The sequence below is a fragment of the Streptomyces sp. TS71-3 genome (assembly GCF_018327685.1).
Classification (GTDB): domain Bacteria; phylum Actinomycetota; class Actinomycetes; order Streptomycetales; family Streptomycetaceae; genus Streptomyces.
The window spans coordinates 1,944,840-1,961,373 of sequence record NZ_BNEL01000003.1 but is presented as its reverse complement, the minus strand read 5'-3'; the positions used below and the strand labels follow the sequence as shown (position 1 = coordinate 1,961,373).

The following is a 16,534-nucleotide window of genomic DNA, read 5'->3' as shown; positions in this document are numbered from 1 at the left end:
GTTGCGGGATGCGGTGCCGTTCCCGGGTGCGGCGGATGGCAGCCTTGTACCGTTCCGGATCACAGGGTTCCGGGACGGCACGCCACGACCGGCGCGGGCCGGCGGAAGAGGAAGACGAACATGGGTGACCTGCTGCTTGTCCGGCACGGCGAGACCGAGTGGTCGCTCTCCGGGCAGCACACGAGCTGGACCGATCTACCGCTCACCGAGAACGGCCGGGAGCGGGCCCGGACGCTGGCGCCGATGCTGGCCTCGCTGCCCGTCGCCGCGGCCTACACCAGCCCGCTGCGGCGGGCCCGCGAGACCGCGGAGCTGATCGGGCTCGGCGACGCCCAGGTGGAACCCGACCTGCACGAGTGGGACTACGGAGGCTACGAGGGGGTCACCACCGCCGAGATCCACCGGAGTCGGCCAGGCTGGTTCCTCTTCAACGACGGCGTGGTGCCGGGCCCGCCGGAGCACCCCGGCGAGAGCCCCGACGAGGTGGGGGCGCGGGCCGACCGGGTGCTCGCCAAGGTCGAGGCGCAACTCCGGGACGAATCCGGCCCCGTCGTCCTCGTCGCGCACGGGCACTTCCTGCGCGTCGTCGCCGCCCGCCGCCTCGGCCTGCCGGCGTCGGCCGGAGCGCTCTTCCAGATCGCGACCGGCACCGTGTGCACCCTCGGCACGGAACACGACCGGCCGGTGATCTCCGGCTGGAACGTCAGTCCGCGACCGTAGGCTGGACGACCGGGCACGGGGCGGGATGCCGGGAGCCGGAAGACCGGAACGGGAGGACGCGGTGGCCAAGGGACCGAGCGCCGCGCAGCTTCGGATCATCGAGGCGGCGGACCCGGGGACGGGCCGGCTCAGCGGCCCGGCGGCCACGCTCGCCGCGCTGGTCCGCCTCGGCCTCGCCTTCCGGCACGCCCGCCCGCCCCACGACACCTTCCTCACCCCGGAGGGCCGCCGCGTACGGCAGGCGGCCGGCCGGCTCGCCTCCAGCGCGGGGCGGACCGCCGGCGAGACCCCCGGAACCGGATCCGTCAGCGAAGCCCAGGCCGCCCCCGGCACCGGCTCCCCGGACGCCGTCTTCGCCGCCCGCACCGGCGACGAACCGGAGTCCGACGGGAACGTAGAGAGCGCAGGGAGCGCCGAGCGGGCCCGGCAGGTGCGCAGCGCCTGGCAGGGGCTGATCGAGCTGCGCAGGATGACGCACCCCCACGCCGCCACCGACCTCCCCTGCGCCTGGGAGCGTGCGCACCTGGTGCGGGCCGCCGCCCTCGCGCTGGAGGCGGCCGGGTGCCGCCCCGCCGTCGCCGGCTCCGGCGGCTACCGGGTCGTACCGACGCCCCAGCCGGAGGCCGTCGCCGTGCATGCGCCGACCGCCGCCGAACTCCAGGCCTGCGCGGGGGCCCTGGAGGGCGCGGGCTGGCAGGCGGGCGAGCACACCGACCGCAGGACGGCCGCCCGCTTCCTGCTGGCCTCACCCCGCCGCGCCTGAGCCCATCCCACCCGGGCTCCCCCGGGCATGAGCGTCGCCTCATCCGCCCCCCAGGCCCGAGCCCCCAGCCCGAGCGTCGCCCAGACCCGACCGTCGCCCTGCCCGAGCGTCACCCCGCCCGAGCACCGCCGGCCCGGAGCGACCGGCGGCGGTCGCCCGGCCCGCGACACGCCGTGTTCATACGCGGCGGCTAATATAAGCAAGCGCTTAGAAAGACCGCGGCACCTTCCCCGCCGCCCCGCTCCGTCTCCACGTCCCAAGGAGAGCACCGTGTCCGAGCCCACCGCCGACCCCGCGTCCCCGGCATCCGGGGCGCCCTTCTCCGTGCCGATCACGGTCCGCGGCTACGAGACCGACACCCAGGGCCACCTCAACCAGAGCGTGTACCTCCAGTACGGGGAGCACGCACGCTGGGCGCTGCTGGCGGCCGCCGGCATACGGCAGCAGGACCTGGTGGGCCAGGGCGTCGGGCCCGTCGCCCTGGAGACCACCATCCGCTTCCTGCGCGAGCTGCGGGCCGGCGACGAGACGGTGATGTCGTGCCGGTTCGAGTGGGGCACCGGCAAGACCTTCCGGATCACGCAGATCCTCACGAAGGCCGACGGCACGGTGGCCGCGGAGATCACGGCGCTCGGCGGGATGCTGGACCTGAGGGAGCGCCGGATGATCCAGGACCCGCGCGGATTCCTCCGGAAACTCGCCACGGACCCTGACGTGCTGGATCGCTGACAGCTCCAACTCCCGCCTCCCGACGGGTAGGCGTCGCGCCCCAACTCTGGTAGGAAACCTTCCTAACAGTGTGCGCGCCGCGTCACGCGGCATGCGACCCGTACGGGCACGACAGCACCGGTGCGCCTCACGCACCGGCACGACCCACCCCCTCATGGAGGTCACGTGCACTCCCCCCACACCCACCGCCCCCGCCGGCGCACCATGCTCACCCTGATGGGAGCCGCGCTGGTCGCCGGACCCGCCGTGCTCATCGGCCAGTCCGCGAGCGCCAACGGCCTTGGCTCCGCGGGCGCGAAGGCCGGCGGGCTCGACGACCCGGCGAAGAAGGAGATCGCGATGGAGCTCGTCTCCAGCGCGGAGAACTCCTCGCTGGACTGGAAGGGCCAGTACGGCTACATCGAGGACATCGGCGACGGCCGCGGCTACACCGCCGGCATCATCGGCTTCTGCTCCGGCACCCACGACATGCTGGAGCTGGTCGAGCTCTACACGCAGCGGGTGCCCGACAACCCGCTCGCGCCGTTCCTGCCCGCCCTGCGCGACGTGGACGGCAGCGACTCGCACGACGGCCTGGACCCGGGCTTCACCGACGCCTGGCAGGAGGCCGCCGAGGACGAGGCGTTCCAGCAGGCTCAGAACGACGAGCGCGACCGGGTGTACTTCAACCCGGCGGTCAGCCAGGGCAAGAAGGACGGGCTCGGCGTCCTCGGCCAGTTCGCCTACTACGACGCCATCGTGATGCACGGCGACGGCGACGACCCGACGAGCTTCGGCTCGATCCGCAAGCGGGCGCTGGGCCAGGCGAGCACGCCCGCGGACGGCGGCGACGAGGTCGACTACCTCAATGCCTTCCTGGACGCGCGGGTCTGGGCGATGAAGCAGGAGGAGGCCCACTCGGACACCAGCCGGGTGGACACCGAGCAGCGGGTGTTCCTGGACGCGGGCAACCTCGACCTGGACCCGCCGCTGGACTGGCACGTCTACGGCGACCCGTACCACATCGGCGGCTGAGCGGGGGCTCCGGGGCCGGCCTGGCCCTTCGCGCAGTTCCCCGCGCCCCCCGGTGGGGGACCCACCCAGCCCCACAGGCTCTCGTCCCCCACCGACGGCCGGCGGGACTCTTTCGCGCAGTTCCCCGCGCCCCTTCAGGGGCGCGGGGAACTGCGCGAAAGAGGATCCCGGCCGGGGGTCAGTTGAGGTCCACGAGGCCGGCCAGGCGCCGCGCCTCCTGACGGGTGGCCCGCGCGATGGCGTCCTCGTCGGCGCCCAGCACCCGGCCGTCCTCGGTGACGGGCCTGCCGCCGACGAGACAGAGCGTGACGGGCGCCGGGGCGCCGAAGACCAGCGCGGTGACCCGGTCCTCGATGGACGCGTGCGCGAGGGTGTCCATCCGCCACAGCACGAGGTCGGCGAGCTTGCCGGGCTCGACGGAGCCGATCCGGTCGGCCCGCCCAAGCACCGTCGCCCCGCCGAACGTGCCGAGCCGCAGCGCCTGGCGGGCGCCGAGAGCCCGTTCCCGGTGCCGGCCGAGGCGGTTGATGAGCAGGGCACCCCGCAGTTCGGTATGGAGTTCCCCGGACTCGTTGGACGCGGTGCCGTCCACGCCGAGGCCGACCGGGACGCCCGCGGCGAGCATGTCGGGCACCCGGGCGATGCCGGCGGCGAGCCGGGCGTTGGACGAGGGGCAGTGCGCCACCCCGGTGCCGGTGCGGGCGAACGCCTCGATGTCCGAGTCGTTCATGTGGACGCAGTGCGCCATCCACACGTCGCCGCCGAGCCACCCCGTGCTCTCGAAGTAGTCGGTGGGCCCCATGCCGAACCGCTCGTGGCAGAACTTCTCCTCCTCCACCGTCTCCGAGCCGTGCGTGTGCAGCCGCACCCCCTTGCGGCGGGCGAGGTCCGCGCTCTGCCGGAGCAGTTCCGTGGAGACGGAGAACGGCGAGCAGGGCGCCACCGCGATCTGCGTCATCGCGTCGGGCGACGGGTCGTGGTGCGTGTCGACGGCTTCCTCGGTGGCGGCGAGCGCGCCCTCCAGGGACTCCACGGCGAAGTCCGGCGGCAGTCCGCCGTCCGACTCGCCGAGGTCCATCGAGCCGCGGGCCAGCGTCAGGCGGACGCCCAGGCCGGCGGCGGCCCGGACGATCGCGCCGGTCAGGTCGCCGGCGCCGCGCGGATAGACGTAGTGGTGGTCAGCGGCGGTGGTGACGCCGCCGCGGACCATCATCGCCAGCGAGCCCTGCGCGGCGGCGTGGAGCATCCGCTCGTCGATCCGGCCCCAGACCGGGTAGAGGGCGGTGAGCCAGTCGAAGAGGTTGTCGTCGGTGGCCAGGCCCCGGGTGAGCCACTGGTAGAAGTGGTGGTGCGTGTTGACGAGGCCCGGCGTGAGCAGGTGGCCGGTGCCGTCGATGCGCCGGGCGCCCTCCGCGCCGGCGGGCGCGGGACCCGGGCCGACGGCCTCGATCGTGTCCCCCGCGATCACGACGTGCCCCGAGGCGTACTCAGTGTCCCGGGCGTCGACGGTCGCGATCGCGCAGTTCTCGATGACGAGGCGCTGGGCTGCCGTGGGTGCCATGGCGGGGGTGTCCTCTCTTCTCCCGGCCGGGTGCGGGAACGCCGCCGGCGGAGCGGGTCGGGGCCGGTCGGGCCGTCGGTTCCGGGCCCGGTCAGGGGCGTATCAGGGGCTGGTCAGGTCGGCGGGGATGCGGGCCTCGCGTCCGGCGCGCAGCACGGTGCCCTCGATCAGGCCGTACGGGCGGTCGGCGGCGATGTAGACCTCGTTGTCGTTGGCGAGTCCGAACGGCTCCAGGTCGACGAGGAAGTGGTGCTGGTTGGGCAGCGAGAGGCGCACCTCGTCGATCTCCGTCCGGTGGTCGATGACGCGCGCCCCCATCTGGTACAGCGTCTGCTGGAGCGAGAGCGAGTAGGTCTCCGCGAAGGCCCGCAGCAGGTGGTCCCTGGTCCGGGCGTACGACTCGTCCCAGTCGGGCGCCGGCCCCTCGCCGCTCCAGCCGAACCGCCAGCAGCCGCTGACCCGGGTGGCGAGGATGCGGTCGTACGCCTCCGGGAGGGTCGTGTACCTGTCCTTGGTGTAGCCCCAGAACTCGGAGTCCGTGGAGTTCATGACCGTCAGGTCGCGGAGCCCGGAGACGGCCTCCCAGGTGTGCCCGTCGAAGGTGACCTGGGTGGTGCGGGTCTCCCGGCCGCTGCGGACGAAGGAGTGCGGGGCGGGCACGGTGCCGTCCTCCGGGGCCGAAGCCGGGCGCGCGTCCGGGCAGCCGTCCGGAGTGGAGCCGTCACCCTCCCCGCCGGATATCCCGATGCGCTCCCAGGCGTACTCCTCGATCCTGATCCTCGCCCGGTGGATGGCGTCCTGGGAGGTGACGAAGTGCCGGGCGAGGTGGATCGCGAACTGCTCGGCGGATTCGATGCCGTGCTCCTTGGCGAAGGCGAACACGGTGTTCTTGGTGGTGTCCGTCGTCAGCACGTGGGCGTTGGAGCCGGTGTAGTGCACGTCCGCCATGTCGCCGGAGAGCGCGACGGAGACGTTCAGGTCCTTGATGTGGTGCGTGGCGCCGTCCCGGGTGATCCGCACCACGCGGTTCTCGGCCTTGCCGTACTGGTTCGGGCCGAGCAGTACGGGCCGCTCGCCGCCGTCCGGCGGGGCGGTGCGCTGGCCGGTGACGCGTGCGCCGGCGCGGGGGTCGTGGGCGCCGGCTGCGGCGCGGGCGTCGGTGGTCATCTTGCTAGCTCCCTCGGTAGACGGAGTAGCCGAACGGGCTCAGCAGCAGCGGCACGTGGTAATGCTCCCCCGGCGCGACGGCGAAGGCGACCGCCACCTCCGGGAAGAACGCACCGCCGTCCCCCGGGCGGGGGGCGTCATGCCGTGCCTCGGCCGGCCCGCCGGACGTGGCGGGACTGCTGGTGGGTTCCTCGGGGCCGGTGGCGTAGGACCCGGTGCCGAACGTGAGCCGCACATGGGCGGTGCCGGCCGGCGGCGCGGGCAGGTCCCGGCACCGGCCGTCCGCGTCGGTGCGCGAGGCGCCGACCGGCGCCCAGGCCGCGCCACCGTCCGGGCGGGCGGCGAGTTCGACCGGAACGCCCGCCGCGGGGCGGCCCGCCGCGGTGTCCAGGACGTGCGTGGAGACGGTGGCGTGCGGGGGCGCCGGGGCATGCATGCCCTCCGGGGTCGTGCCGCCGGGGGTCATGCGGGCTCCTCTCCGGCCGTCGTGTGCGGTCCCGTCCGGTTCACGTGCGCTCCTCTTGGGCCGTCGCGAGGCGGGTCAGACGGATGCGGTTGATCTTCGCCAGTTCGGTGCGGACGATCTCGCGCTCGCGGTCCGGCGTGTTGCGCAGCCGTGCCGCCAGCGCGTCCCGCATCTGACCGGCGCTCAGGCCGGAGGCGCAGATCAGGAAGACGTGCCCGAACCGCTCGCGGTACGCCCGATTGAGCGTGGTCATCTCCTCCTTGAGCCGCTCGGACGCGCGGGCCATGCCCGCCTGCTCGCGGGCGGAGTGCCCGCCGCCGGGTGCCGGGTCTCCTGGTGCCGGGTCTCCTGGTGCCGGATCACCGTCCGCCGGGCCACGGGGTGCCGGATCCCCGATCGGCGGGTGCCCGGCCATCGCCTCCGCCAGGTCCGTGGCGGTCAGCGCGGCGGTGGCGGCGTCCTGCGCGGCGAGCAGCCCGCCGAGGGTGGCGTACGGGCGCCCGTCGAGCAGGGCGCGTACCCAGGCGGCCGAGGAGCAGACGTCGTGGAGTACGGCGGTGGCCGCGTCCTCGGGGAGGGCGTTGAACCGGTCGAGTGCCGCGGCCGCCGCAGGGAGCGGCCCGGTGGAGCGCTGCGCGGACGACATCACGGCGGCCTCCGGCCTTCGTCGCGGAATCGGGCTGGGGTGCGCCTATCCCATACCCTCACCCGAGAGTCGTCAACACTTTGTTGAATTCGTGTCCGGAGCCGCCTCCGGTGCGGGCGTCCCGGCAAGGGTGCTCAGCGTGCGATGCGCAGCGCGTACAGGGTCTGGTCGTCGCCGTTGTCGTCGCCGCCCGCCACCAGGAACGCGGTGGTGTCGTTCCAGGCGAGCAGGGTCGGCTTCGGCATGTCGTCGACGGACCAGACGGTGTCACCGGTTCGGGTGTCGAGCGCCCAGATGCCGTTGAAGGACTTGCCGGTGGCCAGTACCACGTTCCCCACCGGCCCCCACGTCTCGCCGTAGGTCGGCGTCTGGGCGGTCCAGCGCTGCTTGCCGGTGGCCCGGTCGAGGGCGTACAGGGCCTCCGCGGTGTTGGAGCCGCCCGGCTCGGTGCGCCGGGCACCGCAGAAGTAGACGGTGTCCGCGTCGGCGGCGAGCGAGACGGTGCCGTGTTCGACGAGCGGCGCGCTCCAGCGCTGGCGGCCGGTGGCCGGGTCGTAGGCGTGGAAGGAGCCGTTCACGTCGGGCAGGCCGACCAGCGCGGTGTCGCCGACCACGGCGGTGGCGCCGAAGCCGCTGGCGGTGGCCAGGCCGGTGTGCCACAGCTCCTCACCCGTGCCGGGCGACAGGCCGGCCACGGTCCCGTAGAACTTCCCTCCGGAGCTCCCGTGCGTGGTCGCGACGATCCCCTTCGGGGAGGCCGCCAGCGTGAGGTCCGCGACGGAGCCTTGCAGGCGGGCCGGGGCCGCACTCCAGCGGCGCGAGCCGTCGGCGGCGCTCAGGGCCCGGAGGACGACCTCCGGCCGCCCGTCGGCCGCGAACCGATCGGTGGCGATCAGGACGAGGTCTCCGCTGGTGGCGAGCCTCGCGTCGTCGGCGCCCAGGGGGTTGCGCGAGAGGGTGACGGACCAGCGGACCCGGCCGCCGCTCGCGTCGATGGCCCGCAGCCGGGTGCCGTCGACGGCGAAGAGGGTGGTGCCGGAGCGCACCAGGTGGGAGACGGCGCCCTTGTGCGTCCAGAGCGCCTTGCCCGTGGTGGCGTCGAGGGCCTGGAGCGAGCCGGCCTCGGAGGCGAAGAAGACGGCGTCGGCGGTCGCGGCGATCTGCCCGACCTCCTTGCCTCCGACGGCGTGCGTCCACCGGGTGCGGTCGCCGCCCAGGGGCCGGTCGTCCCTGAGCAGGTAGGCCAGCGAGCCGCCGGCGGCCGCCGCGACGAGAACGCCTCCCCCGATCAGCAGCCCGCGGCGCGAGGGTCCTGCGGGCCGATCCGGCGGCGACGCGGGCCGATCCGGCGCAGGTGACGTGCGCGCCGGGCCGCCCTGCGTGGGCACGGACGTGGCCGTGGGCGCCGCGGCCAGGTCCGCCACGGCACGGTTCGCCGCGTCCAGCAGCGTGGCCTCCGGGACCACGGCGGTGGCCGCTGCCGGGGTCCCGGCCTGCGTGGCGGCCGAGGGGTCGCCGTCCAGGAACCGGGCGAGCAGTTCCCGGACACCTGGGCGGGCCGCCGGGTCCTTCGCCAGGCAGGCGGCGACGACCGGGCGCAGCGGCCCGTCGACCCCGGCCAGGTCGGGTTCGGCGTGCAGCACCCCGGCGATGACGGCGGCCACGCTGTCGGAGCCGAACGGCGCGCGCCCCGTGGCCGCGAACGCCATCGTGGCGCCCCACGCGAACATGTCCGTGGCCGGCGTGACCGGTTTGCCGTTCAGCTGCTCCGGCGCCATGTAGGCGGGGGTGCCGATGACCTGGCTGGTGAGGGTGCTGGCGTTCTCCAGCACGCGGGCGATGCCGAAGTCGACGACCCGGGGGCCCTCCCGCGGCAGCAGCACGTTCGCGGGCTTGAAGTCGCGGTGCACGATCCCGGCGCGGTGCACCGCGAGCAGTGCCGCCAGGGTGCCGATCGCCAGCCGGGTCAGCGCCTCGCCGCGCTGCGGGCCGTGTCCGCGGACGTACTCCAGCAGCGAGGGCCCGTCGATGAACTCGCTGACGACGTACGGCTGGGAGCCCTCGATGTCCGCGGCGAGCACCTGCGCGGTGCTGTAGGAGGCGACGCGGCGGGCGGTGTCGACCTCGCGCGCGAAGCGGGTACGCGCCCTGGGATCGGCGCCGAACGAGGCGTGCAGCAGCTTGACGGCGACCTTCTCGCCGCCCGAGCCGTACCCGAGGTAGACGACGCCCTGGCCGCCCTGTCCGAGCCGGCCCGCGAGCCGGTAGCCGGCGATGGCCGCCGGGTCCCCGGAGTGCAGCGGGGCGACGGAGACGGCGCTCTGGCCGTCGTGTACGCGGCCGGCGCCGTCGTGTACAGGGTTCGCGCCGTCGTGCGCGGGGCTCATCGGGTGCACTCCGTGCAGTTCCGAAGGCTGTCGACGAGGTCGTGGGCCGCCGTCTCGGCGAGCTTCTGCACCTCGGGCCCGGTGGTGGGGATCATCCGCTTGCCGGACTTCGCGGCGGACATGTACTGCACGTCGATCTCGGCGTTGGCCAGCCGTGCCCGGATCTCCACCACCTCGGGGTCGTAGGCGCCGCCGTCGCCCAGGTCGTGGTGGGAGATGACGACCGCCTCATCGCCGATCCCGGCAAGATCCGCGGTCGAGCCGTAGTAGGTCACGAAGCCGCCGCCGAGGTCCTGGGTGCGATCGGCCTTGGCCTTGAAGTCCTTCCGGTCGGAGTCCAGGTCGGCCGTGGCGCGGCGTATCCCGTCGGTCGGATCCCCGTCGACCAGGTCCGGGTCCTTCATGTCGAGCTCGACGAGGACGCTGACGCTCAACTGCCGCAGGGTGGGATAGGCGTCCCCGACGCGTGACCACTCGCAGCCGGACCGGATGTACGACGCCTTCTCGTGGTCGGGCCCCTCGCCGTCGTGGTCGACCGCCGCCTGCGGGACCAGTTTCCGGGCGGTCGCCGCCGTGACCATCCGGCAGCCGCTCTCGGTCAGCTTGGTGTACTTCTGCTCGTCACCCCCGCCCAGCCACCAGACGCCGGCGCCCGCGAGCACGGCGAGGACGGCCACCCCTCCGACGACCACGGGCCACCGCCGGCGCTTCCCGCCGGCCGCCGGCGACTCGGCGGCCGGCGGCACCGCGGGCGGTGCGGTGGGCGGCGGCGGGGTGGACAGCGGCACGCGCGTGACGGTGGCGGCCGACGGGTCCGGCGGGGCGGTGGCGGCGGGCGAGGGGTCCACGGTGGTGGCGGTGGGAGCGTGCGGGCCGGTGTCCACCGCGGTGGCGGACGGAGCCGTGGGGCCGCTGTCCACGGTGGTGGCCGTCGGCGGCACCGGGGCGGATGCCGCGCCGCCGCCCTCCGGCTCGCCGAGCACCCGGTCCAGCACCTGCCGGATGCCGGGGCGTGCGGCGGGGTCCTTGGCCAGGCAGGCGGCGACGACACCGGCGAGCGGCGCGGGCACACCGGACAGGTCGGGCTCGGCGGTCAGCACCCGGGTCATCACGGCGGCGACGGTGTCGTTCCCGAACGGCGGCGCGCCGGTGGCCGCGTAGACCATCGTGCAGGCCCAGGCGAAGACGTCGGCCGCGGGGCCTGTCTCGCCCCGGCCGAGCTGTTCGGGCGCCATGTACGCGGGCGTGCCGACGGCTCCGGCGGTGAGGGTGGGCGCTCCGGCCAGCGCGCGGGCGATCCCGAAGTCGATGACGCGGGGGCCGTCGGGCCCGAGCAGGACGTTGCCCGGTTTGAGGTCGCGGTGCACGACCCCGGCCCGGTGGATCGCGGTCAGCGCCATCGCTGTGCCCACGGCGAGCCGCTCCAGAGCGCCGCCCGTGCGCGGCCCCTGCTCGGCCACCAGCTTCTGCAACGAGGGCCCGTCGACGTACTCGCTCACCACGTACGGGCGGTCCCCGCTCGCGTCGGCGTCCAGCACCCGGGCCGTGCCGAACCCGGCGACGTGCTTGGCGGCGGCTATCTCCTGGAGGAACCTGCGGCGTGCCTGGTCGTCACCGGAGAGGCGGGCGTGCAGCACCTTCACCGCGGCAGGGCCGCCGGCCGGATCGCGCCCGAGGAAGACGACGCCCTGCGCCCCCTCCCCGAGCCTGCCCTCCAGCCGGTAGCCGGGCACCTCCCCCGGGTCGCCCGGCTGCAACGGAGCGGCTTCCAGCATCCCCCACACCTTCCCCCGTCGCCGGTTCCCCCGGCAGAGTGCGGCAGAGTCTAGGGCCTCGGCCGTCGGGGCGGTCCGCCGCCACCGGGGTGCCCCGGTGCCGCGCCACCCCCGTCGCACCCACCGGACGAGCAGAGCCGTCGCCGCGGGCCCCGGGGCCGTGCCGGCGCCGCGTACCAGGGCCGGAAGGGCGGTGCGGCCCGGACTCCCGAGGACGCGGCGGTCTCAGACGGGAGCGGGCATGTTCATGAAGTCCTGGTAGAGGCTGAGGACGTGAGCCTCCGTGTGGCGTACGGGATCGTTCTGGAGCCGTTCGAATCGCCCTCGCAGATCCTGCCAAGCCATCACGGACGCCTGCGGGTTCCCGGACGGCATGTCGATTTCCGCGTTCAGCTGCACCTGCTTGAGGAACCGTACGACTTCTCTCGGGTTTGCCTGGTTCCGCACGAATTCAAAGATGGGGTCGGCGAGTTGCTGCTGGGTGTTCTGCTGGAAGCCGGAGTACTGGGCGATGACGTCGTACGCCTCCTGACCGGCCAGGTGTTGCCTGCTGATCTCATCGATGAGATCCGGCATGTGGTGGGCGAGCATTCCGATCGCGCTGTTGGCGGCTCCCTGCCCCGGCCACAGGTTGCTGGTGTTGTTGTTCATCGAGTCCAGCAGGCCCTGGACATCGCGCAGGGAATTGAGCTGCGTGTTGTTTCCGGCGGTCTGGGAGCCTTTGGAGTCCCACCAGTTCTGCAGCGCGCCTTTCATCGCGTGGTGCGGGACGATGTGCCTGCGGTGTTGCCCCTGGGCCACGGGCATGGCCGTCCGGGTCGCCGTGCTGAAGTTGTTGCGCCGCAGCATCCGTTGGACGACAGCGTTGCCGACCGTGCGTTGCAGGGCGGCGATCGTCGGCGCGGCTGGTGTCACCGAGGCGGTACGGGGCGTTGAGTGCGGCCTGTCCGCGGCGGTGCTCGGTAATGGGTGCGCGTGTGAGGGCAAGAGACCTCCCAGGGCTCCTCTCCTCCCTACCAGCCGTACGCACGCGTGGACAGAGTCCGCCGGGGCAGCCACGGGGGCAGAACGCACCGGGGTTCGGTGCAGCGTGTGCCGTGATCGGCGACGAGCACGCCCGACGGGGTCCGCCGCCCCGCCGCGGCCCGCTGCCGCCACGTCCGCTGGCCCGGGTCACCCGGAGCCCTTCGCCTGCTCCCTGTTGAGGTAGTTGTAGACGGTGAAGCGGCTGACGCCCAGGGCCGTGGCGACGGTCTCGACGCCGTGCCGTACCGAGAACGCGCCGCGTGCCTCCAGTTGCCGTACGACCTTCTGCTTCGTCCTGCGGTCGAGGTCCGCGAGCGGCCCGCCGTGCTCGCGCTCCAGCGCGGCGAGGATGCGGTCCAGGGAGTCGGCGAGCTGGGGCAGGCGGACGGCGACGACCTGTCTGCCCTGCCAGGACAGCACGATGTCGTCGGGGCCGGCCTGCGCGGGCGGCAGCATCTGGGCGCCCATGGCGTCCACGAGGGGTTTGACGGCCCGGGCGAACGGCTCGTCGGTGCCGCCGGTCAACGGTCCTCCTCGGCGGCCACGTTGACCTGGAGCGAGATGCGGGTCGCCCCGGCGTCGAGGGTGCGGCGCAGCAGCGCGTCGATGGCGCCGAGGACGGCGGACGCCTCGCCCTCCACGGTGTTGCCGAAGGGGCCTATGTCGAAGGCGTCCAGTTCCGCGTCCTGGATGACGTCACGGGCGACCAGGGCGTGGCCGGGAGGCTCGTCCAGGTCGAAGGGTTCGGTGGTGAACTCCACTGTCAATCGCACGGGTGCTCCCAGGATCCTCGCTGCGGCCTGCGCGTGCTGCCGGTTGCCGCGTGAGAGGCCGCGGCCGGGGGCCCTCCCCGCGGACGCCCGGCCTTCTCGCCGCTGCGCGGGACGCATCGCCGGCCGGTGTGCCCCTCTTCGCTCCGGGACGACCCTAACGGACTCCGAGTTCCTGGAGGCCCAGGGTGAGGACGAGCGCGAGGCGCTCCTCGTCGGTGGTGCCGGGCTCGGCCGTGTAGACCATCATGCGCAGGTCGCTGCCCGCCACGCTGAGCACGTCGCAGTCCAGCGTCAGCAGGCCCACCTGGGGGTGTTCGACGGTCTTGCGCGCGGCCCTGTGCACCTGCACGGCGCCCCCGTCCCACAGCTCGGCGAACCGGGCGCTCTTCGCGTGCAGCTCCGCGATCAGCTCCCGCAGGCCCGGGTCGTTCGGGTAGCGGCCCGCGGTCTCCCTCAGGTCCGCCACCTGGACCGCCTGGAGGTCGCGCCGCTCCTCGGGGCTCTGCCGGACCCGGGAGCCGGGGCCGAGGAAGGTGCGCCACACGCCGTTGCGCTCGTGGCCGCGCCAGCCGGACGGGTCGCCCATGAGGGCCGCGTAGGGCGGGTTGGCCATGAGCATGGTCCAGGCGGCGTCCCAGACGCCGACGGGCACGCCGACCAGCCTGTCCAGCATCCGCTGGACGCTCGGCGTGATGTATCCGGGGACCAGGTCCGGTCCCGGCTCGGCGAGACCGGCCGCCCGGAACAGGTACGCGCGCTCGTCCGGCGACAGCCGCAGCGCCCTGGCCAGGGCCTCGACGACACCGGGTGACGGGTTGGTCGCCCGGCCCTGTTCGAGGCGGATGACGTAGTCGACCGAGATCCCGGCCAGCAGGGCCAGCTCCTCGCGGCGCAGCCCGGCAGCGCGCCGCTGGCCGCCCGCGGGCAGCCCGGCGGCGCCCGGCGGGACCCTCTCCCGCCAGCGCCGCAGCGCCCTTCCGAACTCAGCCGTCGTCACGCAGCCCAGTGTGCACCCGCCGGCGCCCGCCCGGCCTGGTACCAGCAGTCCCATGAGGATCCGGGTCCTGGCTGGTCACGGGGTGGCGTCGCACGCTGGATCCCATGACGACGACATTGATCACCGGAGCGAACAAGGGCCTCGGCTTCGAGGCCGCCCGCCGGCTCATCGCGGCCGGCCACACCGTCTACATCGGCTGCCGGGACCCCGAGCGCGGGCGCCGGGCCGCCGCGGAGCTCGGGGCGCGGCTGGTCCTGCTCGACACCACCGACGACGAGTCGGTGGCCGCCGCGGCGCGGGCCGTCGAGGCCGGCGGCGGCCTCGACGTGCTCGTCAACAACGCGGGCGTCGAGGAGCGGGGCCCCGGCAACAGCGTGATCGGCCCGGCGGACCTGACGCCCGACATCGTGCGCCGGACGTTCGAGACGAACGTCTTCGGCACGGTGCGGGTCCTGCACGCGTTCCTGCCGCTGCTGGAGCGTTCGGCCGCGCCGGTCGTGGTCAACCTCAGCAGCGGCCTGGGGTCACTGGCCCGGATCACCGAGCCCGGCACCCCCACGCACACCTACCCGGGCGTGGCGTACCCGGCCTCGAAGATGGTGGTGAACGTGATCACCATCCAGTACGCCAAGGCGTACCCGAACATGCGGATCAACTCCGTCGAGCCCGGCTTCACCAAGACCGATCTGAACGGCAACACCGGTACGCAGACGGTCGAGGAGGGGGCCGAGATCATCGTGCGGATGGCCCAGATCGGGCCGGACGGCCCCACCGGGGGGTACTTCGACGCGCAGGGGACGCTTCCCTGGTGACCCTCGTGCCGCCAGGCACCCCGGTTCCGCCGCGGCCGCAACCCACCTCCTGCCGGTAGCCCGGCCATGACCGCGTCTGCCCCTTTGGGACGGTGGTGATCCGGCGGTGTCGTCTGGGTTGCTCGCGCAGTTCCCCGCGCCCCTTTGGGGGCGCCGTTGGCGCCGGGGCCAACCCTGGCCCACTCAGGGGCGCGGGGAACTGCGCGGCCAGCCACGACGACGCGGTCAGGTCGTCACCGTCCCAAAAGGGCAGACGAGGTCGTGGCCGGACCGCCGGCCGGTGCGTCGAGGGCGCCACAACCAGGGTCACAGCGCCTTGAGTTCTTCCGTCACCTCCAGGACGGACTTCTTCGCGTCGCCGAAGAGCATCGTCGTGCGGTCGGCGTAGAAGAGGGGGTTGTCGATGCCGGCGAAGCCGCTGCTCATCGACCGCTTGAGGACGATGACCTGGCGGGACTCGTCGACGTTGAGGATCGGCATGCCGTGGATCGGGCTCGACGGATCCGTGCGCGCGGCGGGGTTCGTGACGTCGTTCGCGCCGATCACCAGCGTGACGTCGGTACGCGCGAACTCGTCGTTGATCTCGTCCATCTCCTTGAGCGCGTCGTAGGAGACGTCCGCCTCGGCGAGCAGCACGTTCATGTGGCCGGGCATCCGGCCGGCCACCGGGTGGATGGCGTACTTGACCTCCACCCCCTTGCCCTCCAGCAGCTTGGCCATGTCCTTCACCGCGTGCTGGGCCTGCGCCACCGCCATGCCGTAGCCGGGCACGACGATCACCTGCGCCGCGTAGGCCATCTGGATGGCGGCGTCCGCGGCGGACGTGGAGCGCACGGTGCGGTCCACGTCCGCGCCGGCGCCGCCCGGAAGCGTGCCTCCCCCGCCGAAGCCGCCGGCCACGATCGCCGGGATCGTGCGGTTCATGGCGACGGCCATCTGGTTGGTGAGGATGGAGCCGGAGGCGCCGACGATCATGCCCGCGACGATCATCGCGGTGTTGTCGAGCGCCAGGCCCGCCGCCGCGGCCGAGAGCCCGGTGAGGGCGTTCAGCAGCGAGATGACGACGGGCATGTCGGCGCCGCCGATCGGGATGACGACCATGACGCCGAGCACCGCGGCGAGCACCAGCACCAGGATCACCCACACCTGGGACGCCCCGCCGAGCCCCGCCACCACGGCACACACCACGCCGACGGCGAGCAGCAGGACGTTCACGTAGCTCTGCACCCGGCCGAGCCCCACCGGGCGGCCGGGCAGGACCTCCTGGAGCTTGCCGAAGGCCACCAGCGAGCCCCAGAAGGAGACGGACCCGACGAGCGCGGCGAACATCGAGGCCACGACGACGTAGCCGGCGCTGCCGGTGAACCCGTCCGAGGTGCGGAACTCCGACCAGGCGATGAGGGCGACCGCGCCGCCGCCGACGCCGTTGAACAACGCCACCATCTGCGGCATCGCGGTCATCCGGACCCGCCGGGCGGCGGGCACGCCGAGCAGCGCCCCGGCGACGAGGCCCACCACGATCAGGGCCCAGTTGTGGTCGACCCGCAGCAGCGTCGCCACGACCGCGACCAGCATGCCCACGGCGGCGGTCTGGTTGCCGCGCACCGCCGTCCTGGGTCCGGTCAGCCCGGACAGGCCGTAGATGAAGAGGGCGAACGCGATGATGTAGAGAACGCGGACCACCGTGTCCATCACTCG

General features: G+C 73.8%; 16 protein-coding genes. 5 read left to right on the top strand and 11 right to left on the bottom strand.

The genetic code is table 11. The features are described from left to right. Positions 1–120 precede the first annotated feature (120 nt). The 4 genes from Sm713_RS32455 (at position 121) to Sm713_RS32440 (ending at position 3,226) form a co-directional block, all read left to right on the top strand. Positions 121–720 carry a histidine phosphatase family protein gene (locus tag Sm713_RS32455; protein ID WP_212913537.1) on the top strand — a complete coding sequence of 200 codons (600 nt, stop codon included), beginning with the start codon at positions 121–123 and terminating at the stop codon, positions 718–720. A 61-nt stretch (positions 721–781) separates the two neighbouring features. Next, entirely contained in the window at positions 782–1,483 is a 702-nt protein-coding gene (locus Sm713_RS32450; RefSeq protein WP_212913536.1) for a hypothetical protein, read from the top strand. Between the two features lie 270 nt (positions 1,484–1,753). Then, positions 1,754–2,212, top strand: a complete 459-nt coding sequence (locus Sm713_RS32445) for a thioesterase family protein (RefSeq protein ID WP_249416835.1) — start codon at positions 1,754–1,756, stop codon at positions 2,210–2,212. Between the two features lie 165 nt (positions 2,213–2,377). After that, positions 2,378–3,226: a chitosanase gene (locus Sm713_RS32440; protein WP_283249836.1), complete on the top strand. Its 849-nt coding sequence runs from the start codon at positions 2,378–2,380 to the stop codon at positions 3,224–3,226. A 178-nt stretch (positions 3,227–3,404) separates the two neighbouring features. On the opposite strand, the gene Sm713_RS32435 is transcribed toward Sm713_RS32440, so the two are convergent. The 10 genes from Sm713_RS32435 to Sm713_RS32390 form a co-directional block, all read right to left on the bottom strand. Continuing rightward, positions 3,405–4,787 carry an 8-oxoguanine deaminase gene (locus Sm713_RS32435; protein ID WP_212913534.1) on the bottom strand — a complete coding sequence of 461 codons (1,383 nt, stop codon included), beginning with the start codon at positions 4,785–4,787 and terminating at the stop codon, positions 3,405–3,407. A 102-nt stretch (positions 4,788–4,889) separates the two neighbouring features. Next, entirely contained in the window at positions 4,890–5,954 is a 1,065-nt protein-coding gene (pucL, locus tag Sm713_RS32430; RefSeq protein WP_212913533.1) for a factor-independent urate hydroxylase, read from the bottom strand. A gap of 4 nt (positions 5,955–5,958) precedes the next feature. Next, complete coding sequence (locus Sm713_RS32425) at positions 5,959–6,420, bottom strand: hydroxyisourate hydrolase (protein ID WP_249416834.1); 462 nt, start codon at positions 6,418–6,420, stop codon at positions 5,959–5,961. A gap of 40 nt (positions 6,421–6,460) precedes the next feature. Beyond that, positions 6,461–7,066, bottom strand: a complete 606-nt coding sequence (gene uraD / locus Sm713_RS32420) for a 2-oxo-4-hydroxy-4-carboxy-5-ureidoimidazoline decarboxylase (RefSeq protein WP_212913532.1) — start codon at positions 7,064–7,066, stop codon at positions 6,461–6,463. Between the two features lie 134 nt (positions 7,067–7,200). Continuing rightward, entirely contained in the window at positions 7,201–9,453 is a 2,253-nt protein-coding gene (locus tag Sm713_RS41295; RefSeq protein ID WP_212913531.1) for a serine/threonine-protein kinase, read from the bottom strand. Beyond that, on the bottom strand, positions 9,450–11,228 hold the full coding sequence (locus Sm713_RS32410; protein ID WP_212913530.1) for a serine/threonine-protein kinase: 1,779 nt from the start codon (positions 11,226–11,228) through the stop codon (positions 9,450–9,452). Before Sm713_RS32410 ends, Sm713_RS41295 begins: the two co-directional genes overlap by 4 nt. 225 nt (positions 11,229–11,453) lie before the next feature. Then, positions 11,454–12,143 (bottom strand): hypothetical protein, encoded by a 690-nt coding sequence (locus Sm713_RS32405; protein ID WP_212913529.1) that lies wholly within the window; start codon positions 12,141–12,143, stop codon positions 11,454–11,456. A 258-nt stretch (positions 12,144–12,401) separates the two neighbouring features. Further along, on the bottom strand, positions 12,402–12,779 hold the full coding sequence (locus tag Sm713_RS32400; protein WP_212913528.1) for a helix-turn-helix domain-containing protein: 378 nt from the start codon (positions 12,777–12,779) through the stop codon (positions 12,402–12,404). Next, positions 12,776–13,027, bottom strand: a complete 252-nt coding sequence (locus Sm713_RS32395) for a hypothetical protein (RefSeq protein ID WP_212913527.1) — start codon at positions 13,025–13,027, stop codon at positions 12,776–12,778. The genes Sm713_RS32400 and Sm713_RS32395 overlap by 4 nt, the downstream gene beginning before the upstream one ends. 154 nt (positions 13,028–13,181) lie before the next feature. Continuing rightward, the gene (locus tag Sm713_RS32390) at positions 13,182–14,024 is read right to left on the bottom strand and encodes a helix-turn-helix transcriptional regulator (RefSeq protein ID WP_212913526.1); all 843 of its coding nucleotides are present in this window, start codon (positions 14,022–14,024) and stop codon (positions 13,182–13,184) included. A 104-nt stretch (positions 14,025–14,128) separates the two neighbouring features. Between Sm713_RS32390 and Sm713_RS32385 the strand changes: the two genes are divergently transcribed. After that, the gene (locus tag Sm713_RS32385) at positions 14,129–14,836 is read left to right on the top strand and encodes an SDR family NAD(P)-dependent oxidoreductase (protein ID WP_212913525.1); all 708 of its coding nucleotides are present in this window, start codon (positions 14,129–14,131) and stop codon (positions 14,834–14,836) included. Positions 14,837–15,142: 306 nt separating this feature from the next. Here the strand turns inward: Sm713_RS32385 and Sm713_RS32380 are convergent, their stop codons facing one another. Next, the gene (locus tag Sm713_RS32380; RefSeq protein WP_212913524.1) at positions 15,143–16,528 is read right to left on the bottom strand and encodes an NAD(P)(+) transhydrogenase (Re/Si-specific) subunit beta; all 1,386 of its coding nucleotides are present in this window, start codon (positions 16,526–16,528) and stop codon (positions 15,143–15,145) included. Positions 16,529–16,534 lie beyond the last annotated feature (6 nt).